The organism is Pseudomonas sp. SMN11, assembly GCF_052041945.1.
GTDB lineage: Bacteria > Pseudomonadota > Gammaproteobacteria > Pseudomonadales > Pseudomonadaceae > Aquipseudomonas.
Window position 1 is genome coordinate 60776 of sequence record NZ_JBKGGW010000005.1, and the last position, 22611, is coordinate 83386.

Sequence of the window (22611 nt, forward strand, 5' to 3'; positions counted from 1 at the left end):
TCCGACTCGCGATGTAAACTCCAAGTGCTAGGTTGGCTATCGGTACGTTGACGGGTTACACCGGTTGGCTATATTTATCGCATTCCGACCGTCTGCGAACGGTTGATAGCGGTGATTGTGAGCACTTGGGTTTCGCAACAAAGTTTCGTAGGCTAGGAAGCTACGCTCCACCTCACCAACCAATTCTTTTGATATCTAGGTACTACGATGCCACTGGTAAACGATATGCAACGGGTTGTTAAAAGGACTATTGACCACCTAGGTGGGGCGGAGCGTTTCCAGCAGGTGATTGATTCGGAGTTCATGGAAATGAGACGCCGCTGGGATATGGACGTAACAAACATCGGTCGAATCCTACGCTCTCATTTATATGTAGAATACTATTTGACCCAACACATTGAAAAGGCGAATCCTCGCCTTGGTGATATCTCTACTGCCAGGTTAACATTCGCTCAGAAGCTGTCATTGCTGGATGCAAATGACTTTCGACTAAGGAATTTAACCCCTGGACTTCGTCAGATAAATTCAGTGCGCAATCGCCTTGCGCATAGGCTTGATGCGATGCTAACAGCAGAGGACGCTCAAGTGTTCCTTAAACATTCACTGTTCAACGCACTGCGCATAGAGGGTGCGAAGCCATCTCTACCAAGCATGGAGCCGATAGAAATATTAGAAAAATTCGCTCAGTTTTCCGCGCATCTGTTGGCAAACGAATTCAGTGAATTTGCGATCGCGGTGGGGAAGGCAATCGATGAAGATGTTGAACTCGGCCAGCCATAGCGCAGATGTAAGAGCTACTCCCTTGTCGTCACGTAAAATTCGCTACTCGTTTTGACCTGAACTGACCGTTAACTCGGGGCGTGAATCAATCTTTCGCATTCGATCAACCGCTTCATGCGCCATGTCCTCAGCTGAGTGCCTAAGCACATTGGTTACCATTTTTTGTGATTTTCCGAGGCCGCTTGGTTAAGTCATCGTAGTGTTTTTAACAGCTATCTCAACTCACCACTTTGCCACGGGGATCGTCGATGTGCTGCTTGGCAACGTCATAGCGAATGCCTTCCCGGCTCAGGATCCGCACGTTCTTCACCACCGTGGCCAGCGCGTGCAGGAAAGTGGCCGAGTGCTCATGGCGTTCATACGCCTGCTCATCAGCCCACCCTTCAGTGAGGTGAAAGGTATTCGGGTTGCTCAGATCCTGGGCAAACGCATAGTAGATGCAGCCTGGGAGCTTCTGCGCGGCGAGCATTTCCGGGACAACGGCGTCGATGAACGTCTGGCGGTCATCGGGATGAACGCGGTAATAGGCACTGACCAGAATCTGCGTAGGTTGAGTTTTATCGTGGTCGGACGCTGCGGCGATGTGGGTGGCTTGCAAAGGTATTCTCCAGGAGTTCGACAGGGTTCAGGCAGGATCGCGTGGGGCGAAGGCAGTGGCGGCGGCAAGGGTGTTCATCGACTCGCGCAACAACTGGATCTTGCCGTCGTGCGCCACCAGGCGCCCGGCGTAGGACTGCTGGTAGATCCGCCCGGTGGCCGGCACTGGCGCTTCTACATCGTATTCAGCGAACGCCTGGTCCGGGGTATCGATTAGGAAGCGAACGCTGCGGAACTTGAAGTCCGGCACTTTCACCAACAGCGCTGCGATGAAGGCTTCGATCTGCTGCGGCCCTTGGGCACGGTCAGGGATGCCCAGGGATTTGAGATAAGGGATTTCCAGCGCACCGTCGTCGGTGAATAGCGCGGCGGCGGCACGTGGATCCTGGATCGTGTCCAGATACTGCTGGAAGAGTTGCACGGCATTTTTCATGGTCATCATCCTCGGTGGCTTCAGGTTGCGGCGCGGGATCGCCGAACATGCGGACCACATTAACGAGCCATGCCAACCACGAAAATAGCAAAGATTGAAAACTATCGTTTCACTTATGAAATCAACTTGCCTTCCCAACGCCAAGCGGGGTCAGACAGATGCTCATGGAAGAAATCGGACAGTGCCCTGATCTTCGCCGGGCGTGTGCGCGCCGAGGGCGTCACGAAGTACAGCCCGCCCCGGGTCATGCTCCACTCAGGCAATAACCGCTCCAGGCGGCCATCGGCGAGGTATTCACTGGCGATGAACTCTGGCAATTCGGAAATGGCCAGGCCTTCGAGCAACACCGGCAGCATGGCGTCCGAGTTGGTGACGCGCAGCGGACCGTTCGGCACAACATCTTCTTCAGTGCCGGATGCATCGGTGAAGCGCCACACCTGAGTGCGGGCGCGGTAGGCGTAGCTCAGGCATGGCACGCTTGCCAAGTCCCTCGGGTGTTGCGGGCGACCGTGCTGTTGCAGGTAAGCAGGCGAAGCCACCAGAAACTGAGTGACGGCGCAAAGCCGCCTGGCCACCAGCGACGAATCGGGCAACGCGGCAATCCGCAACGCTGCGTCGAAACCGTCGGCCACCAGGTCCACCGAGGCATCGGACAGGTGCAGGTCGATAGACAGTTCAGGGTACTGACGAATCAGTTTCGGCAACAACGGCGCCACCCAACGCAGCCCGAACGACATCGGCACGGCTAGCCGCACCTGGCCGCGCGGCTGCACCGACAGCTCCATGGCCTCGCCCTCCACCTCTTCGGCCTGGCGATAGATCTCACCGGCCTTGCCCGCCATGCTGTGGCCGAACTCGGTCAACGACAGCTGCCGTGAGGTGCGGTTGAACAGGCGCCCGCCCAGCCGCTCCTCCAGCCGGGCCACAGCCCGCGACACCGTCGGCACCGAGACGCCCATGACCCTCGCCGCAGCGGCGAAGGACCCTTCTTCTGCCACCTTGGCGAACATGGCCAAGCCTTCGAAATCCGGAAGTTTGCTCATTTCATTTCTGCAACGATAAGTTTCGGGCGATTCTATTTTGAATTTACCGATTCGTCGATACGCTTCTCCCATCGCAGCAAAACATTCAAACATTCCACTTGGAGAAGCAGCATGAACGGCAAACTTGAAGGCAAAATCGCAATCGTCACCGGTGGCACCAGCGGCATCGGCCTGGCCACCGCCAAGCTGTTCGCCAGCGAAGGCGCCACCGTGTACATCACCGGCCGCCGCCAGGCCGAACTGGAGGCCGCCGTGGCGCAGATCGCCAACGCGACCGGTGTGCAAGTGGACTCTTCGAAGCTGGAGCAACTGGAGGCTTTCTACCAGCAGGTAAAGACTGAACAAGGACGCATCGACGTGCTGTTTGCCAACGCCGGTGGCGGCTCGATGCTGCCCTTGGGCGAAATCACCGAAGCGCAGTACCAGGACACCTTCGACCGCAACGTCAAAGGCACACTGTTCACCGTGCAACAGGCACTGCCACTGCTGGCACCCCAAGCGTCGGTAATCCTCACCGGCTCAACCGCCGCCAGCTCCGGCACCGCGGCCTTCAGTGTGTACGCCGCCTCCAAGGCCGCCGTGCGGGCCTTCGCCCGCAACTGGATCCTCGAGCTGAAAGACCGCAACGTGCGGGTCAACACCATCAGCCCAGGCGCCACTCGCACCCCTGGCCTGGTCGACCTTGCAGGCCCTGACGCCGCGCAACAGCAAGGTCTGCTCGACTACCTGGCCGCGCAGATTCCTCTGGGCCGGGTCGGCGAGCCCGAGGAGATCGCCAAGGCAGCGCTGTTTCTAGCCTCCAGCGATGCCAGCTTCGTCAACGGCGCCGAACTGTTCGTCGATGGCGGCCAGGCACAAATCTGAAATGCAGCAGAGCAGCCCCGCCGGGCTGCTCGCCCATCTGACTGATCGAGCAAGCACCCACCATGAAAACCGTAAAGACCGCACTGATGGCATTATCCGTCGCTATCGCTTCACAGGCCCAGGCTGCCGCCCCTAGCACCCCGCTACCCAGTTCGGCGTCAGATAAGCTTCAGGTTTCGCTGATCGACCATGTCGGCATGAACGTGCCGGATATCGACGTCGCCATTCGCTTTTTTTCCGACCTGGCAGGTGCCAAGGTAATTTCCGACATCACCCCGGGCAACGTCCCTTCGGCCTGGAAAACACAGTTCCGCTGGCATCCGTCCAGTGAGTTGCAACGCTTCGTCATGCTGCAACTGACAGGAGGCGCGAAGATCGAGCTATTCCAGTATCGCGGCGCCCACATCAACAACGCGCACCCGCATGGGGATGACATCGGTGCGAGCCACTTCGCACTCACGACTGCGGACATGACGCACAGCTTGTCGATCATCAAGACCAAGGGCCTGACCATCCTCAATGAGCCGATCACCAATGCAGATGGTGTTCAGTGGATGTACTTCCTGACTCCATGGGGTTCCCAAGTCGAGTTAGTTTCGAAGGTAGTAGAGGGGTAGCAAAGAGAGCATGGGGCGGTTTGGGCTTCCGTGATACGTCAGCCTTCTGGATGGTGTGTTTACGTCACCGCTTCCTCAAAGGCGTGCCGGTGGAGCGATAGATTTTGCGACGGAAGAATGTCGCCCCCTGCCCCTCTTGGGTTGGGCAACCAGCGATAACCAACCACGCTGCTACTATTCGGTTGATTTTGGTGATGGACATTGGCTTCGTTTTATCTAGATCATCTACGAACAACAAACCTTTGTACGGTACTTTTGCTGAGTTGATCCAGTGCGTGATAGCTTTGCTGTGCATATTATAAGGTATAGGCAGCTGCGGAGTCTGCTTGATCTGCTTGAGAGGTGCGAAACCGACCCTATAACCGGCGCCTGCTCTGCGAACGTTCCTCACTTCGTTAACCCTGAGCCCGTACCCGACGAGCAGTTCAAACAAAGCAGAATCCCGTGGATTTGAATCGCCATCAAAGTAGGCGCGTAGTCGAGCCAGTTCATCTGATGAAAACGGCGTGATAAATTTCATATCGACAATGCCTAAGCGCATCATTGTACGCCACCCCAATATCAACAATTGAATACACAATAGAGCCAACATTTGAATGGCGCAACTATTACCCGCCAAATAAAAATATCGCCGACACCGAAATCGGGAACGCTAATTGCTTGGGTTTACATGAAAAACCATAGCCATGAATAACGATTTAATATCTCATCAAGCTAGTTAAAACATCCATAAAAAATGGCATGCCCCGATTCTGGCACAGATTTTCCCTAGAAAAATCAATAGCCTAAATTTGAGAGCAAAACTTCAATCATAGTAACAAAAACATGAATCCAAACAACCTAACGCCGCAGCTTGACTTATACTCCCACTTGAGCTTTTCTAGTAAAAATCAAATCTCGGTGCAGTCTCTTATGAGCACTAAAAATCAAAGCAACCCATCCATGTTGCAGCAATACTTCGAACAAATCCACGAAAGCTCAAAAAGGTCTAACAGCAACGCTAGAAAATCCTCGAAAATTTATCAGGGCCAGAGCGCTGACGATTTCATTCGAGCTTTTCAAGCCTCAGTCATCGAAAGTATGCCAAAGGAAACTCAGCAAAATCTACTTAGGGCACGGCGAGTGCTGGGAGAAGGCTAGCCGCAAAACGGCTTGGCATTCGCTTTTGGACTCCGAGTGCAGTTGGCGGGTAAATCATCTGCACCAATGTCCCTGCCTACGTCAATCTGCGGCAAGGCCGTTATGCATAATGTACCAAGCACTAATGTCCATACCACCTTCCGCCACATAGCGCCCACCAATTCTGCGCAGGAAGCCCTGCTTAGCACTCTCAGTGGCGAGCCGGAGCCATGGTCCCTCATCGTCATAACAGACCAGCAGTTGGCCGTTCGCGGCACGCTGGGCCTTGTATTGTGCAAACTCATTTTCACCTTCGACTGCGCAATACAGAGCGTACACATCCTCTACCAAATCGGTGGGCACTGCGCTGTCCAGCCACTGGTCGAAGTCGATTAACGTAACTCTAGTCATGTCATCGCTCTCTGCATAGATACAACAATTATAAACACATAGTAATTTGAATCAGTTGTTATTCTGCCCGGCAGGCGATAGTCGCCAACCACCTAGCGAATACGACGTGCACCTCCGGAGCAGTGCTTCTCAGCCCGTCAATCGTAAGGGCTAGAGGAATAACGTCATCTGCTGAATGCGCCAGCTATCCCCACCTGCGTAGCGTAAATGATCAACGCTGAAGCTCTTCAGCTATCTGCATATCCATGAAGCGCTATCCTAATCCACCGATTAATGCTCTTAGCTCCGGTCTGTCCCGCGTAGGAGAGCGGAATTTTAGTGCTATCAGATACGTTCAATGGAAACAACATCGACATACTTATACTTTTTCTTGTACTTTTTCTTAGCATCCATCTCAGCAACCAACCGGCTCAGGCTATCACTATCAAATACAACTCTCTCGCAAGCCCCTTCAAAGACATTAGTCACGTTTAACGTGACTCTTATCTTCGAGGTGACCTTTGCCTTGCTCGACAGAGAAGGTTTTCGATCGACCGACTCTTCTGGCTTGGTTAGCGGATGAGCGCGATTCCCGAAAAGCGCGCGCCGCATTTCTTCTTCATTTAGATCAATGCTCATATTTTCTCAGTTCACGTTAAGGATAAGTAGATAGACCTGGTGGATGCATATCGAGTTTCATCATATCAGCTTCGAGGCCGTACAAACCTCCCAAGGAGCACAAATGTACTCCTCATGGTAGGGGTCGCTTTCGATGTTCAGCCTCAGTTAGGAACAGCCCGCTCCCAAGGCATCGAGACCCAGGGGCCGCGCCACTGTTCATGTGCAAGATTAGCCAGCTCTGGCACCACTTCCGAGGTCATCGCCAATGCATTTTGTGAGGTTTACCCTGCGGCCTTTCCTGCTACACCCTCTATTTGCTGCTGACTCAAGTGTGTCCAGATTGCGAAGGCGTACTCCGCCAAACAACCGCAGCTTGAGGCTACGGATTTGAAGGCCTTGCGTCATTTTACAGTGGATTATATGGAACTATAGAACGATTATAGATCCTTTATAGAAGCGGTCTCTTCCTGACCCTAGCACCAGCTGGAAATAGGCGCTGCGGATCTCAGTCGATCAGCTTTTTGATAAGATCTGCGGTGGTATTGACTCCGTATTTCTTGAGGAGGCTGGCCCGATGGATGTCAACGGTGCGGGGGCTGATCTGAAGCTCCTTGCCAATTTCCTTGCTGGTTCCGCCACCGATGACCAACGCTGCAACATCGCGCTCCCTCTTGGTGAGTGAAGCGGCCACCTGGTTGTCACGATCAGAGGGTGATAGGTCAACAAACGCCCATGCTGCAAGCTCGTATGGATCCTCGTGATTGAAAGCGTAGCCGCGCACCGTAACCCAGAAGTGGGTACCATCCACACGGCGCATGATCCGGTCATCAGTGAACACCACCTGTCGAGCCAGCAGAGGCTCGATCCGCCGCCCAGCGCTCTCGAAGTCCTTCTCCTCTGGATACAGTACCGCAAACGAATGATCGACGATGTCCTCACGAACAGCGCGGAACAACTCAAGGGCGCGCTGATTGCAATCAATCATGATTCTGTTCCTGGCCACGATCACGGCGACCGGCAGGTGAGTGAACAATTGACCATAATCGATGCCATTTTCAGACTGCTTCATTCAGGTGCCTTAGTGTCCAGACTGAGCCAAAAACGCCCGGTAATGGGTCAAAATTCTGGGATCAATGCTTCACGATTACCTAGGTAATCGTTACCTATAGACCTACGTTATCTCACTTCCTATAGTCTTGTCATTACACAAACAAGACAGGAAATTCGAGATGAGCCTGCATAATGATTCCATCGTAATGGACGGTTTGGTTGTATCCAAATGGAGCGAAGATGTCTTTAGGGATATGAAGAAAGGTGGTCTAACCGCTGCAAACTGTACCGTATCCATTTGGGAAGATTTCCTGGGTACGCTAGACAACATCATCGATTTTAAAAAATTAATTGATGCAAATTCCAACCTAGTGACATTGGTTCGGAATACCGACGACGTTCGGAGGGCCAAAGCCGAAGGCAAAACCGGCCTGATAATGGGTTTTCAAAACAGCCATTGTTTTGAGGACCGAATCGAGTACGTTAGCGTGTTCAAGGAACTGGGCGTTGGCATTTCGCAGCTGACTTATAACACTCAGAACCTCATCGGTACAGGTTGCTATGAGCGCGATGGAGGCCTGTCCGGCTATGGTCATGAAATCGTTGCTGAGATGAACCGTGTGGGGGTGCTGGTAGATCTCTCACACGTTGGTCCCCTGACCTCAGACGAAGCCATCCGCGCATCATCCAAGCCTGTCTGCTACTCGCATTGCTTGCCTTCTGGGCTGAAAGAGCACCCGCGTAACAAATCTGATGAGCAGCTGAAATTCATCGCGGATCGTGGAGGATTCGTTGGGGTAACCATGTTTCCTCCCTTCTTAAAGCGCGGAATTGAAGCCACCTTAGAAGACTACGTAGAGGCCATTCAGTACACACTGAACGTCGTGGGTGAGGACGCTGTGGGAATCGGAACCGACTTCACACAAGGCTATGACAAAGGCTTCTTTGACTGGATCACGCATGACAAAGGCTCGTACCGGAAGCTCACCAATTTCGGCCCGATCGTGAACCCTCTGGGAATTCGGACCCTTGGCGAGTACCCAAACCTCACAGAAGCCATGCAAACAGCAGGAATGAGCGACCGCGTGATCCAGAAGGTATTGGGGGAAAACTGGCTTCGTCTTCTAGACGAGGTGTGGAGCGTTTAACAGCCCCTTAACCTGATTGAGGCACTACAATGTATAACCAACAGCCTTACTTATCAGAGCGTGTCGAAATCGTGGCCGCCTCGGAAATAGACACAAACATACTCTATCGGAAAGTCATCTGGCGACTGGTACCATTTCTGTTAATTTGCTACGTAGTCGCGTACTTGGACCGCATCAACGTCGGTTTCGCCAAGTTGCAGATGCAAGAGGCGCTCGGATTCAGTGATACAATATACGGCTTAGGTGCTGGCATATTTTTCATAGGATACTTTTTGTTTGAAGTGCCGAGCAATTTACTATTACAAAAAATTGGAGCGAAGCGAACTGTTACACGAATAATGATCTGTTGGGGTGTCGTCGGCTGCCTGATGGCGTTCGTCACAACGCCGCTTCAATTCTATACCCTCCGCTTTCTCTTGGGGGTATTCGAAGCAGGATTCTTCCCTGGGATCGTTTACTACCTCGGCTGCTGGTTCCCCGAAGCTCGCCGTGGCCAAGTTTTGGGGATCTTCATGGTGGGGATCCCTGTCGCTGGACTTCTGGGCGGTCCAGTCTCTGGGTGGGCTATGCAGAGCCTCGATCAAGCTGCACAGATGCAGGGATGGCAGTGGCTTTTTATCGTCGAGGCCCTCCCAGCAATTTTATTGGGCGTAATCGCTTTCGTCTTCCTGGACGACAGCATTGATAAAGCTCACTGGCTCAGCGTCCCTGAAAAACAATTGTTGACCAACGCGTTAGCAATAGAATCCAAAGCGTCATTCGGCAAACCGGAGTCGCTGCTACAGCTGTTACGAAGCAAAAAGCTATACGTCATGAGCTTCTCGTATTTCGCTTTCATTTGCGGCACATACGCTGTCAGCTTTTGGCTTCCTACCATGCTCAAGGCGGGTGGAGCAGTTACACCCTCGGAAATCGGGTGGCTGTCAGCGATTCCGTACACAGCTACCGTATTCGCTATGGTGCTTCTCTGTCGGCACTCGGATCAACGCCGCGAGCGGCGTTGGCACACAGCCATTCCCGCGGTGATTGGTGCGCTGGCTTTGGCAGCATTGCCTTCAGTCGGAGTGAATCTTGTAGCCGTAGTTTGTCTGTTGACTGTCGCAACGGCAGGGATCGTGTCGACCATGCCTCTATTCTGGTCGCTTGCCACAGACTCGTACGCTGGGCGATCGAGCGCAGCGGCGGCCATCGCATTGATTAACAGCCTGGGCTTGATTGGAGGGTTTGCCAGCCCCTCAGCAATCGGCTGGCTCAAGACCATCACTGGATCACTTAACAATGGCCTATATCTAGTGGCGGCAGTCGTCATGCTGGGCGCGGCAGCAGTCCTTCTGTCACGAAGGTAGAAGATTCGCGACCTTCTTCTCACTACCCATCAGGTTGCGGATTACGCCGCTTCGGTGGGTAGCTCTCTATGCTTGTAGCAGCAAGCACTACCTGCCATCCCTTTGCAATCTCCCCTGGATGGTTGGCTCGCACCTCCTTCCCCCCAGTCGAGTGATGCACCTTCATTTTGACCATCAAACGCGACAGTGGACCTGAAAGCCCAATAATGGTTAACATGTTACCGAAGCACCCCATTGGGGTGCGTACGATGGTCACCGGAGTTCTCATTTCGCGCGGAGTCCTGTGCCCTTCAGATTTTTTTACAGCTAAAACAGCCGCTTAAGAATTTCATCTTCTACGGCCTAGAAATTGCACAACAACAGATGCTACCGCAGACATCTGATCACAAGAAAAGGTGCACCATGAATCATCCATCGACTCCCACCGAGCGCTTACACGGGTCAGCCGGCTATCAGCTTTGGGAGTCAACGCTTGCTGAGCAATGTGGCGCGTTTCACTCAGAACCGCCTCGGAGCCACGGGATCGAGAGCTTTGAAGGGGTTATTCTACCGGCTCACATGGCTGTGCCTGGCTACGCTGGGGCGAGAATTGGCGCTAATTGCCCTCACATTCATCGCAACGTGAAGGACATCAAGCATGATGGGCATGACTTCTTCTACGTCGTGCATCAGGTAAGCGGGAACGCGGTAATGGACCACTGTGGTACCCAAAGCGTGCTCAACCCGGGTGATCTGGTACTCCTGGATAGCTCCCGCCCTAGCGACTTCTACTTTTCTGGGATGTCTGAACAGATTTCGCTGATAATCCCACGCCATAAGCTCGTCAGCAGCCTACAGAACTCAAAGATCGTGCTGAACCAGAAGATTTGTTCGACCTCTCGAATTGGTGCAGTTGCAGGGTTCATTGCGAACCAGTTTTTTGCTGATCCCAGTGATAGCGATGAGCTTGAGTCAGTGATGGACTCACTAATTTGCCTCATCCGCCCCGCTTTTACCTCAGCTGACAACTCAGCTTCCTCTTACAACGAGAAGGTCCAGAAATCATATTTTGAGAAAGCGCAACGCTGTATCGAGGCCAAGCTTTCTGATTTTGAACTTACACCAGAAATGATTGCAAGTGAACTTGGTACGTCCAAGCGGACCCTACATCGCATTTTTGCACAGCATGGACTATCAATTGGCCGCTACATTTTAGACCGAAGGCTCGACAAGTGCGCTTCAGAGTTTGAATCTGACGCTGATATACAAAAGATATCTGCCGTCGCATTTACCTGGGGCTTTAACGACGTTAGTCACTTCTCCAGAGCCTTTAAAACACGATTTGGTGTTTCCCCCAGAGGCTATAGAAGCAAAACCGCATCAACAGCTATTTAGGGAATAGTAAATATCAAAGCAGGCTAAATAGCCTGCTTTTTATTGAATGGCATTTGTCGCTTCTTCTCAGGCTACTATTCGATAGCTTTTTATCAATGACTCCCTAAGATAATAAGCGCGAGCCGACCCCGTCTCCACGACCCCAGTGAGTAAGCATAAACACGCCTCATGCAACTTTCGAGAGATACGGCGATCAGGTCCCTGCAAAAACCTAAACAGCGCCATCTCAAGACAAAATACAGTATTCCCTCTAGCATTGATTATCCTTGGATTATTTTTGTACTCTTTCGCTAGCACATGAATTCCCTGATCAAAAAACAGATCATGGAAATCGTAAATCAATGTACACAAGGCCTCAAAGACTAAGCTATTAGCAGCTGAACCATTAAAAAATGCAATCAATTTCCCTGCACCAACCTCAATAGCTTTAATTCTATCTGGATGCCTCTCACCGACGCCACTACCATATAACATACCACTTACGAAATTATTCAAATCATTTTGATGACCGACATATGGCGCATCAACATCCAAAAGTGCAATTTCCTTGACTTTTGGAGCGAGCAAGTCCCAAAGCTCCCATATACCTTGGTAATCGCCGCACATTTCCATCGCACTATCATACTTGAGTTTAATCAAATAAATAAACGTAGGATCCTTACTGCTACCTTCAAGAAGTAATTCGCGTACCTGGGCAAAGCTACATGCTCTGCTAGCCAACACATGCTCAGCAAAGCACTCTGTCATTACCTTTTTAACATCGTGGCTAATACGCTTCGAATACTCTTCTCGCTGATCCACCTCTTCTTCTTCGTAGATTAATCTGACGATTTTCGCTAAAAGCTCAGCATGCATAGAACTTTCACTATTGAAGGGCAGCATCAAAAGTGGAATATGAACTCGCCACAGCGAATGAGTTTGCCGAGAAATTTCATTTGGATTTGAAATGAATTTTCCGTCCAAAAAATCGGCTCTAAAATTCGCTAGATGATCTTCCCACTCTTTTACACTCGGCTCACCAACATAAGACATCCTCCTCAACACGCAGCTCATGTCAACTTCAAATCGAGAGTACTCAATTGCACCACTCAGGCAACAACCTGCAAAGTCGGGATCTATACTCCACAGATAACAGCGGATACCCTTGGCAGCCTGGCTAGCGACGTGCATGTTTGCATGGGTAACCGCCATTGCCATGCTGGATTTTACTTGCTCTACCTGGACCGCATCAAGATCACAACTCAACAGCTTAGTAATTACAAATGCACACGCTGCTGCCCCGTGCGCATCAGTTACGTCCACTGCCATATGTCCATGAATGTCATCCGCGTGAAACTCTATAACTTCACAAGCCACTTCCACACACCAGCCAATATCCTCAGGGCTGAGCTGGTCGATATAATCGCGAATCAGAACTGCACACGTTGTCGCAACTGCCCCTAATGCCATAATGGTAAAATCACCAGCATTACCACCGAGCAGCAATTTAAGTATTCGCTTTCCCTCTGCAAGAGCGTCGTCGAGACTAAGCGACACACTCTGTTTTTTTGCAGAATCTTCAAAAACGGATTTTGACCAAACATAAAGCCGCTGAATCGACGAATCAAGCTCCTGTTTCACCTGATGTTCGCTTTGGATTTTCTGAAGATCTTCGCCAAGCTTACTTTTGGGCTTAAAAACAATACGATTCTTATCTTTTATTTCTATAGCCTCAATTTCTCGGGCATCAAGTCGATGGACCATGAATTTAAGACCAGTCTCACCAGACGAATCAGCTAAAACTTTTAAGCCATCAACAATCTCATAAGCGTGCTCCTGGCATTCTGAATCATACTGAAGTTTGAACAGAAGATTTTCTAAGGTTTCCTGCCGCCAGCTACGTAGTGCGGCTACTCTTCGCTCCTCCTCAAATAACCTAGACATAGGATCACGCTGGGTGAAGAACCAGTTGATCTCTTCACCCCCTCTGTCCTGCACGCCTCGCATGAGATCCAGCGCATAGAAACACGGACAGCTAAGAATGGGGTATGCGGCTGCACCTACCTCCTTAGGGAATCCAACCGCGACAGAAGAAAGCACTGCCACCGTAAGAGCAGAGTTGCTGGACTTCAATACATGGTCAAAAACCCAAGCAAGCTGATTATTAGCCGGCGGGCTTTGGATATAATCTACAAGCCAATTCTCTAACGCCATCAGTCCGCACTGAAGCAGGTATGGCACAGTTGACTGTCCTCTATAGGCTTTCCACAAGTGCGGAGAGGCATAGATCGTCAATCTCGTTCCATCGGCTGCTGAGACGACGACCTCCTCAAGGGCCATCTCATCACGCAGGCCTTCGATTTTTTGGCCTATCAGGTGACTGCCAGATGCTGCATGCTTGGCAGCTGATATCCGGCAGAGGTCCAGAATAAAGTCTAAACCTTTACGAGGATGGTGCTGCAAAAGATACTTGAAAGGCCCACGAGCACCACTTGCCGGAAAGAAGCCGCTGGGGTCTTCCAAACCAAAAGTATCGCGCCCATATGGAATAGACGGAAAGAACTCGTCATGTTCTTCCGGTTCCTCGGCAATCCATTCGTGCATTGCAAGGCGTATGACAAAATCTGGATTATTACGGCAAATTACAGCAACAAGGTCACTTGTTAGTGCCAGCTTAACGAATTCACCAACATAGCCTGGCCGCTCATGTCTAAGCTTAGCAGCAAAAACATCTCTATCGACTAATGCGTCGAACTGCTCTGGTATTGCCTTTGCTACTTTCAGTAAAACCCTTAGCAATTTGCCACGTAACTCTTCCTTCCTGTAGGTGTCCGCCAACGGTTCTAGAATGAATAGGCAAAGTTCACCGACGGTCGGTGCTTCCGGCGGCAGTTCAGACCAAATACTAATGGCTTCCGCCCACACAGCTAGCAAATCTATAGCATGTTGCGCGACATCATTACCTAATGTTTCTCTGTGCCTAAATGTGAAATCTATTAGTGCCTTCCATCCTGGACCAACTGGCTTAAGCCAAAGATAGTAACCGCTACACTCACCATCCGCGAGGACACCACGCATACCTTCAATCGGTCTTTGGCAGGCCAATCGCAACACGAAATAAAAACGCAGCAGCAATTCGGAATTATTGCGTAAAAGATTGCACTCAAGCATGCAGACATATTGCTCAACCGCTTCATCCTGAAGAATTGCAGCAATAACCTCATCCTTCCAGTAAATCGAGACATCGTGATCTGTCAGCACATTTTCAATAAAATCATCCAAGTCTGATCCAGATGTCATTTTCTGGCTCAACCAAAGACGAAACGCTCTATTAATAGCAGGCTCACTCCCGATTGCAGAAAACAATTCAGCTGTGCTTCCTAGACTTTTTTGGTACTCATCTTCAATAAACTGCTCTAGAGCCCAATCCTCAAGCACATCGTGCGCAGGACTTAATAGAGATGTGCGAGGATCTTTTATGATGAGGTTGTCCGCCTCCAGCTTTGCTACAACCTCTGCATCATAGTCAGCTTCCCGTACGCCAAACACCATGTTTTTTGCTCGATGCTTTGCGATTTCCATAAATTCAATGCGCCGACGGGAATGCATACCTGCTCGCCGATCTGCCTGATTTTCAATTACCGACCTCCAGATGGTCGCTTTAAATTCAGACTGCGTCTCACCGGCTGTAAATTGAGCGCCGTTTTTTAGGGCGCGGACCGCTAAATCAAGATAAAACGGGTTCGACAATAACGCTGCGCTCGATGCATTCCACAGCAAGTCGAGCAGAGGTGGCATTGACGAGCAAATTGAGCGCACCTGCTCTTCAGTAAAGCCATTGACTGTTACGCTTGAAAAGCTAATCCCACGCGACTGCAAGTAATTGAAAGACAATTGCTGATATGCATAATCTCGACCAGTAGCGATAACGCCCCACCCGTTTTGCCCAGTAATAAAGCTGAGAAGATCATTGAACGCCGACGTATTCGTAAGCTCCAAAATCCTCTCCACTGACTCAATCACTAAAATCTTATGAGTAAGCAACGAAAAGTGGTTAGCCAGTTGACTTAAATCTGATTTAATCCCAAACGCCGCAAATACATCGTTCAAATGGCTTTTATCAAAATCTTCCGCACGAACGTAAAATACAGCAGCATCGTCACCAATGGACTTGACAAATTCTTTGACAATTCCTGATTTCCCGGCTCCTCTCTCTCCGGTGACGAAAAGAAATCCACCTGGTTTGTAGACTGCTCTTATTTCTTCAAGCGCATTACGCTGAGGCACATGGACGCCATTGATTACATTGGATATCCCGCCAAGAATATAATCACTTCTTTCGCGCAATTTTTTAACATCATGGCCAAGCGTCTGCCCAATAGCCACCTTGAATAAACATTTTAAATCAGCAGGCAGATTCTCTGCATTGACAGTACCAGCATTTTGATTAAACTCTTGAGCCACAGTGACCACCTTAGCCAGGACAGCTGAAGGCGGTAGATCAGAGTGACTTTTTAGTAGCGACCCTAGTAGTGCGGCTGTTACAGATCCTGCTTGCCCCAAATCATACGAAATCAGATAAAAGACTTTGAAAAACCGCCACAACTCATCATCACTTATAGCTATTCCATTATTGGAGCGTGTGAGTTGAGACTTAAACTTCTCCAAACGATCTCGTTTCTTATTGCTCGTAAACCCATCCGCCGATGCTTTTAGCAAAAATTCATCTGCACTGGCCGAGCAACGAGCCCACTCTAATATTGGCAGCGTGTTCACAACATCGACCTTGGTGAGCGGGCCAGTCACCAACGCAATAGCATCACACTGTTCGTTAAATTTAGAACCTTTAAAGTCTTGCCACGCAGCAGTCATGACATCAGCGAACGTAGAATCAGCAGAATCGCTTACAGAAACTTCATTTTTTATTTGGACATACAGCCTAAAAGACTTCCCCGCCGAGTCCTCTCCTACAATGTGAACATCATCAGTATTGACCCCCTTATACTTACTTTGAAAGCTGATTTCTTTAATGCGCGCATCTGTGGGCATGCATGGCACCGGGGTTTCAGCGATTAATGCGACAATAAAGGAAGCTTGGACTCGCGTCTCGAAATTGACCCCGCCCCCGCCAGTCGAAAACGGATTACTTTGCTCTTTTAACTCGCCCATGCTAAGGATGCTCCTTCAAAATCCTTTTCGACAGCGTGTACTGAACCTTACTTATGGCCAGCGGGACGCTGCAAATCGCTTCGCCGAAGATTTCACGTAGAACACGACACGTCAGCCCTGTTCTGCGATTGATTTTTGTGCTATCCCCATGATGGCATTTTTGGCGCTTTGGAGAAAAGATTCACCATACCCTGCTCACCGCCACGGCTCACTTGCTCGCAGGGCTCCGGCAGGTCTGGGTATCTTGGGTCGCTAAAATCACGCAAATTACCCTGACAGTGCTCGTGCTCGTGCTTCATCACGAAGGCATGAGCACGAGCACTCAGCCTACCTAGCCAGCTACGTATCTTGTCTACTTAAATGCTGCGCATAAAAAAAGACCGGCATTCTTTCGAATGCCGGCCAAGCTGAGGTACCAAAGGTGAGCGTCCTCAGAAGATATGACCTTAAACCTCGTTCAGCACGCGCCCCAGGTTTGCGTAAATTTGCGGATTTCGCCATTTGTGCCAGCCAGCCAGGCACATACCGGCGGCTGCTACCAACAGCATGCCGAGCGGTATCAGCGAATTGAATACTGATTCGCCGCCAGTCAATAGCGACATATTGTTGACGATCAGAACCACGCCAAATGCAAGGGCGAGTGCACTAAGTGCGGGAGCAATCAGTCGCTGCCAGATCCCGACGCCCATCGGGTTTCTGCGGAAGTAGCGGATCACCGCAATAGACGCCAGGCACTGCACTGCCAGGATACCGATGGTTGCAGGAGCGCTGCCCAATGGAAGCACTTGGGTGATCGGATCGGCACCCGAGGTGCCGAAGATGACCAGCAGGGTCAAGCAGACAGCCGTCTGAATAGTGCTTGCAACGTAAGGGGTCTGGTGCTTTTTGTGAGTCACAGCCAGCACGCTTGGCAGAATCCGCTCACGCCCCATGGAGAAGAGATAGCGGGACAGCGAGTTGTGGAAGCTGAGGAGGACCGCAAACAGGCTGGTGATCAGGAGAATGTTGATCGCGTCCGACAGCGCAACGCCAACCAGTTTAGTCGACAGCTGGAACCAAATCCCACCTGGATCTTGCGTGATGGTATCAATAGCGGTCGACGGGCCAATTGCTACAACCAGCAGCCAAGACGATGCTGCGTAGAAGAGCATGATCAGAATCAGGGCTGTAAAGGTCGCCCGAGGAAGAGTCTTGGCTGGATCACGAGCTTCCTCAGCATAGATTGCAGTAGTCTCAAAGCCCATGAACGCGCCGCCGACGAATACCAGGGCTGCGCCCAGGCCGGTTGCGAAGACATTTGTAGGATCGAACGAGGCCATGCTGAAGCCTTCAGGGCCCCCGCCGTGCCCGACAACCGCGATGTCAAAGATCACAATCACAACTAGCTCAGCAAGCATCAGCAACGCGAGAAAACGCCCGTTGAACTCAACATTACGAGTCCCGAACAGCTGCACCAAGATCGCGTACCCAATGCTCGCCACCCACCACTCAACATTGAATCCTAGGCGATGGATGGCTTCAGAAGTGAAGAAGCCAATGAGGCCGTAGCAAGCGATCTGCATGCCGGCGTAAGCAACGATGGCCAAAAACGCAGATGCAGCCCCCAGCGGTCGTCCTAACCCGGTAGCCACATACGCGTAAAAGGCACCAGCATTACGAATGTTTCGGCCCATGGCCACAAACCCCACTGCAAACAGCAGGTAGACTGCCCCCACAAGCAAGAATACCCCGGGGAGCCCTACCCCATTGCCCATCAGAATGGCGGTGGGAACGACCCCAATCAAACCGGTCAATGGACCGTTTGTTGCGAGAACAAAGAAAACGATGTTCCACATCCCTAATGCATTTTTGCGCAACGTCCCAGTCGGAGTAGATGTCTGCTCCATGATCAGGCCCTCGTAAACGTGAAATTGTAATTGTCGTTTAAGGCGCCGGAATTCTGTGAAATCAACCTTGAAGCACGCAAAAGTTAATTAAATCGATAGAATCCCGGACTTGGCATTGAAAGATGTAGAAATTACTCTTCGAATGACTTCGGATAATTAGTTTCGTTGAGCAGGGTTGCTTTAGACCCAAAGGTTAGATGCAGCAGCTCTGCTGGCTTTGGATCCCAGCAGAAGAAACGACCGATAGATCGCATTTGCTTCAAATCCACAACCACCACAGACTCAACCGGCATAACGGTCTCGGTCCAGAACAGAACGTAAAGATCATCGGCCACATCGTAGTAGGCGCATTTTTCAACATCGGCAATGCCCTTCTCTGCACCATTGACGCAGTTCCATGCCATGGTTTCTGCGCTGAAATACACATGCTCATACCAGTCATCTGCGCTATAGCGATAGAGCACGCGCTTGCCCGCCAGGCTAGACGACTTTTTGATAGGTGCGCCGCCTGGCATGCCATCCACGACGGCAGCGGCAAAGCCGGTCTGAGTCCGTTTTTCCCCTGCCTGGTCATGGAAAGACGACACGGCAGCCAAGATATCGCCGGTCTCAAACTTCCAGATCAGAGTCGCAGACTCCTGGTGCGCAGGCTTAAGAAACTCTACGAACAGAATGCCGGGACGAACCTCAATGGCCTCGTAGGTTTCAGTTGCGCTCAGGCCTGTTCCTTCACCTTCCAGAATTTTCCAGGACAGAGAGGTAGCGCTCTCGAACCTGTGCTCGATCAGCCAGCCGTTCTCGAAGCGGATGTTCACCGTTTTCCCAGACAGAAAATCGGTGCTCACGTACTTGTGCCCTTCGAAGCCCTCAGCCATCTCACCGAGCGTCGGCCACTCCGCAGTCGGGATGTACGTTTGGGCTTTCATCTCTTCTTCAATCTGGTAGGTCACGGATAGTTCCTCGTTACGATTTCGGCAGTGCCGAGACGCCTTCATCATAGGAACGGACATCCAGCTGTGTCTTGGCTGTCAGTGCCAACTGTTGGCTTAGGGCGTCAATCTCAGTGCCACCCAGCGCCTGCGCCAGGCTGCGGCTCCTGGATACCCAACCCCGACGATCTGGCAAGTGAAATTTTGGCACTGTGAGGCTAGCGCTTGACTCCCACGGTCAAGATGGAGCTGCGTTTCCGGGGATAGCCTTTCATCAACACACGAGGAGTTGTGTCTCGCTCTCCAAAAATTCTAATAAATGCAGCAGAGGTAGCGTTGATGAAATTTGTACACCGCAATAAATTGTCTTTGCGTATCGCACTAACTTGTGCGGCTCCAGCTTTCGTAATTTTTTCATCAACTGCGCATAGTCTTCCGCTATACAGCGATGGTGCGACAACCGTTGACGCTAAGCTTGCAGCTTCGTTTGGTATTTTCACCAGCCGCGAGAAATATGCGCAAACTCCTGATCAGACGTCTGGCTCGGTGACCTGGGAAGAGGCCGTGTTCCAATACGGCCTAGACGTGAAACATAAATCTGAACAGTTCGGCAGCACCTATGCATCGCTGAACTGGGTTTCAAGTGCCTCGTTTGGCGACGGTGACGCAGCTGGTTGGTCGGTCGGTGACGAGCGCACCACTAAAATCGAAGATGCCTATGTAGGCTGGAAGTCTGGGAATCTGGCACCCATGCTCGGTGAAGACGGTATCGAGGTCTCCTTCGGCAGGCAGAATATTGTCGTTGGCGACGGGTTCATCGTTTCAGGCGATGCCTTGGATTTCGGTAAAGGCCTTCTTGATGGCCGACTTAACCGCGGGGGCGCTTACTACCTCACTGGCCGCAAAAACTTCGATCAGACTGCGGTACTTCGCCTCGGCGGTGCTCAAGGTCTTCGCGGCGATCTGATGTGGCTCAAATCAGACAACCGTGCGCAAGCCTCACCAGAGACTGTCGTTGCCACGCTGGAGAACGTTACAGAGAAAGGCACCGTTGGCCTTACCGCGTTGAAGGTTGTTGACACTGACAAAGAGTTCGCGGACATCCTTTACCCTGAACGCAAGGACATGAAAATCTACAGTGTTCGCGCCAAAGGCGACGCTGGCGTCCCAGGTCTGTTCCTGGCCGGCGAGTACGCCAAGGAGCAGAAAACCACCACTGACGAGAATGCTTGGTACCTTGAAGCCGGCTGGACCTTCAACGACGCGAAATTCACCCCGAAGGTCAACTACCGCTACAGCCGCTTCTCGGAAGCCTACGACCCTCTTTTCTACGGTAACGGTCGCGAGCTGGGCACCTGGTTCCAAGGCGAGGTTGCAGGCAACTACGCCGGTCCGTTCAACTCAAATTCGACGATCCAACAGGTCGGGTTGAAGCTGGCACTGACCCCGACATTCAACGCCGGGGCCCTTCTCTACAAATTCGACACCATCAACAAGGATGTACTGGACCTCTCCGGTAAAGAGCTGGACATCTACGGTGAGTGGACCGTCAACGAACACCTGCTGGTATTGCCACTCGTTGGGTTCTACAAGCCAGATAACAGTGCTGAAAATGGTGGCAGCCAACTCGGCAGCGATAGGACCAACGTCTACGCCCAGCTCCTTTTCGTCACCAATTTCTGATCCCCAAGAGCGCGCCGAGCCAAGGCGCGCTTACCTCTTGCAGCTCCGACTGATCTCAACGATCTAAGATCACTTACAGCGGGGCTGCCCATCGTGAGATAGCCCCCTTATGCTTAGCTCGCTGTCCATCCGCCTGAAAATTGTGCTCCTGTCAGGCCTTTGCCTTCTGGTCATGATGAGCCTCACTGCGGGCATGAACATTTACCAAAATAGCAGTAGCAATCGCCTGATCAGCAGTGAAAGCCGAAAAATGCTCACCCGGAGTGCAGAGGCCCAATTACAGGCTAAAGCAGCTGAGCAAGCGCTAGAGCTGCAAAGAACCTTCCACTCCAGCCTTCAGTTAATGCATTCATTGGTGGATCAAGCTAACGACCTGCGCACGATGGCCGCAAGTCGCGAATTAGGCGCGAGCGTATTACGTGAAGAGCTGGATCGACATCTGAAGACGGCCTTTGATCATAACCCGAACATCGTCGGCATCTGGTTGGCTTACGAGCCAAATGCTCTCGATGGAAAAGATCGTGAGTTCATTGCCGATACCGAGCGTGCCTCAAACGAAACGGGCAGATTTGGTAGGGTTTTCAACCGCGGCAGCGGCCAGGCAGTGCAACTGATTTTCACAGAGGGTGACCTCAGCAAGACAGAGCTGAGCATCAGCGGCGTCCCGTACAACAGTTGGTATACATGTCCCCGTGACTCCAAGGCGGCATGTCTGATGGATCCATACTCCGATACAGTTGCCGGTAAGCGACTGTTGATGACCACACTATCGATGCCTGTGATCTTCGAAGGGAAGGTTTTGGGTGTCATAGGTGTTGATATCGCATTGGATGCACTCCAGGCCAACATCAACAAGGCCCAAAGCGATATTTTTGATGGTGCTGGCCGTATCGCGATCACCTCAACAAGCGGTGTCATTGCAGGCTTCAGCTCAGATCAGAGCAAAGTCGGTGAGCGCATCGAGGCGGTGATGGGGGCAGATGCCCACACTGTACTGAAGCAGTTGGAGCAGCAGGAGCCGGTAATCCTTTCCGAGCATGATTCAATTCGGGCGATTCATCCGGTACAGCCTTACCCTGGAGGAAAGAACTGGGGCATCACTATTGAGCTACCCGAGCAGGTGCTTTTGGCTGACTCGGACCGGCTCCAGACCCTGCTCGACCAAATCCAGGTCGAAGGTATATCGAAGACCGTGTTGGTAGCGGTCATCACTGCGGCCCTTGGTCTGTTGCTGATATGGCTCACAGCCACCGGTGTTACTCGCCCCATCAATAGCGTTGCAGCCATGCTTAGAGAAATTGCCAGTGGCGATGGCGATCTCACTCAGCGCCTCACTTACAGCAAGAAAGATGAACTGGGCAATCTTGTCGGTTGGTTCAACCGATTCTTGGAGAAACTCCAGCCCACCATTGCCAACATCAAGCAGAGCATCACTGACGCTCGCGGTACCGCCGACCAGTCCGCCGAGATTGCCCGCCAAACCAGTACTGGTATGCAGGTTCAGTTCCGCGAGGTGGATCAGGTCGCTACGGCCGCTAACGAGATGAGCGCCACTGCCCATGATGTCGCGAACAGTGCTTCCA

17 protein-coding genes and 1 pseudogene are annotated in these 22611 nt (G+C 51.5%); 8 read left to right on the top strand and 10 right to left on the bottom strand.

Annotated features, from left to right (window positions below; genetic code table 11):
• Positions 1-207 precede the first annotated feature (207 nt).
• On the top strand, positions 208-780 hold the full coding sequence (locus ACLEJU_RS07200) for a hypothetical protein (RefSeq protein WP_435421558.1): 573 nt from the start codon (positions 208-210) through the stop codon (positions 778-780).
• Positions 781-997: 217 nt separating this feature from the next.
• Here ACLEJU_RS07200 and ACLEJU_RS07205 read toward each other — a convergent pair whose 3' ends face one another.
• The 3 genes from ACLEJU_RS07205 to ACLEJU_RS07215 all read right to left on the bottom strand — a co-directional run bounded on the left by ACLEJU_RS07205 (position 998) and on the right by ACLEJU_RS07215 (position 2853).
• Entirely contained in the window at positions 998-1378 is a 381-nt protein-coding gene (locus ACLEJU_RS07205) for a putative quinol monooxygenase (RefSeq protein ID WP_435421557.1), read from the bottom strand.
• A 27-nt stretch (positions 1379-1405) separates the two neighbouring features.
• The gene (locus tag ACLEJU_RS07210; protein WP_435421556.1) at positions 1406-1810 is read right to left on the bottom strand and encodes a nuclear transport factor 2 family protein; all 405 of its coding nucleotides are present in this window, start codon (positions 1808-1810) and stop codon (positions 1406-1408) included.
• A gap of 113 nt (positions 1811-1923) precedes the next feature.
• Entirely contained in the window at positions 1924-2853 is a 930-nt protein-coding gene (locus ACLEJU_RS07215) for a LysR family transcriptional regulator (protein ID WP_435421555.1), read from the bottom strand.
• A gap of 111 nt (positions 2854-2964) precedes the next feature.
• On the opposite strand from ACLEJU_RS07215, the gene ACLEJU_RS07220 reads away from it, so the two are divergent.
• Both ACLEJU_RS07220 and ACLEJU_RS07225 read left to right on the top strand, forming a co-directional pair.
• On the top strand, positions 2965-3717 hold the full coding sequence (locus tag ACLEJU_RS07220; protein WP_435421554.1) for an SDR family NAD(P)-dependent oxidoreductase: 753 nt from the start codon (positions 2965-2967) through the stop codon (positions 3715-3717).
• Positions 3718-3779: 62 nt separating this feature from the next.
• Positions 3780-4334 (top strand): VOC family protein, encoded by a 555-nt coding sequence (locus ACLEJU_RS07225; protein WP_435421553.1) that lies wholly within the window; start codon positions 3780-3782, stop codon positions 4332-4334.
• Positions 4335-4398: 64 nt separating this feature from the next.
• Here ACLEJU_RS07225 and ACLEJU_RS07230 read toward each other — a convergent pair whose 3' ends face one another.
• The 4 genes from ACLEJU_RS07230 to ACLEJU_RS07245 all read right to left on the bottom strand — a co-directional run bounded on the left by ACLEJU_RS07230 (position 4399) and on the right by ACLEJU_RS07245 (position 7533).
• Entirely contained in the window at positions 4399-4878 is a 480-nt protein-coding gene (locus tag ACLEJU_RS07230) for a hypothetical protein (protein ID WP_435421552.1), read from the bottom strand.
• A 677-nt stretch (positions 4879-5555) separates the two neighbouring features.
• Positions 5556-5864, bottom strand: a complete 309-nt coding sequence (locus ACLEJU_RS07235) for a hypothetical protein (protein WP_435421551.1) — start codon at positions 5862-5864, stop codon at positions 5556-5558.
• 324 nt (positions 5865-6188) lie between these two features.
• A complete protein-coding gene (locus ACLEJU_RS07240) occupies positions 6189-6482 on the bottom strand; it encodes a hypothetical protein (RefSeq protein WP_435421550.1) in 294 nt (97 codons plus the stop codon).
• A 487-nt stretch (positions 6483-6969) separates the two neighbouring features.
• A complete protein-coding gene (locus tag ACLEJU_RS07245; protein ID WP_435421549.1) occupies positions 6970-7533 on the bottom strand; it encodes a LuxR C-terminal-related transcriptional regulator in 564 nt (187 codons plus the stop codon).
• Positions 7534-7693: 160 nt separating this feature from the next.
• Between ACLEJU_RS07245 and ACLEJU_RS07250 the strand changes: the two genes are divergently transcribed.
• The 3 genes from ACLEJU_RS07250 to feaR all read left to right on the top strand — a co-directional run bounded on the left by ACLEJU_RS07250 (position 7694) and on the right by feaR (position 11382).
• Entirely contained in the window at positions 7694-8662 is a 969-nt protein-coding gene (locus tag ACLEJU_RS07250; RefSeq protein WP_435421548.1) for a dipeptidase, read from the top strand.
• A 29-nt stretch (positions 8663-8691) separates the two neighbouring features.
• Positions 8692-10008, top strand: a complete 1317-nt coding sequence (locus ACLEJU_RS07255; protein WP_435421547.1) for an MFS transporter — start codon at positions 8692-8694, stop codon at positions 10006-10008.
• 402 nt (positions 10009-10410) lie between these two features.
• Positions 10411-11382: a transcriptional regulator FeaR gene (feaR, locus tag ACLEJU_RS07260; RefSeq protein ID WP_435421546.1), complete on the top strand. Its 972-nt coding sequence runs from the start codon at positions 10411-10413 to the stop codon at positions 11380-11382.
• Between the two features lie 66 nt (positions 11383-11448).
• On the opposite strand, the gene ACLEJU_RS07265 is transcribed toward feaR, so the two are convergent.
• The 3 genes from ACLEJU_RS07265 to ACLEJU_RS07275 form a co-directional block, all read right to left on the bottom strand.
• A complete protein-coding gene (locus ACLEJU_RS07265) occupies positions 11449-16530 on the bottom strand; it encodes a hypothetical protein (protein WP_435421545.1) in 5082 nt (1693 codons plus the stop codon).
• Positions 16531-16976: 446 nt separating this feature from the next.
• The gene (locus ACLEJU_RS07270) at positions 16977-18416 is read right to left on the bottom strand and encodes an APC family permease (protein WP_435421544.1); all 1440 of its coding nucleotides are present in this window, start codon (positions 18414-18416) and stop codon (positions 16977-16979) included.
• 131 nt (positions 18417-18547) lie between these two features.
• Positions 18548-19366, bottom strand: a complete 819-nt coding sequence (locus tag ACLEJU_RS07275) for a MoaF C-terminal domain-containing protein (RefSeq protein ID WP_435421543.1) — start codon at positions 19364-19366, stop codon at positions 18548-18550.
• Positions 19367-19684: 318 nt separating this feature from the next.
• Here ACLEJU_RS07275 and ACLEJU_RS07280 point away from each other — a divergent pair, with 318 nt between their 5' ends.
• On the top strand, positions 19685-21028 hold the full coding sequence (locus ACLEJU_RS07280) for a hypothetical protein (RefSeq protein WP_435421542.1): 1344 nt from the start codon (positions 19685-19687) through the stop codon (positions 21026-21028).
• Positions 21029-21410: 382 nt separating this feature from the next.
• Positions 21411-22418: pseudogene (locus ACLEJU_RS07285) on the top strand (PDC sensor domain-containing protein); the annotation flags it as partial.
• Positions 22419-22611: the final 193 nt, after the last annotated feature.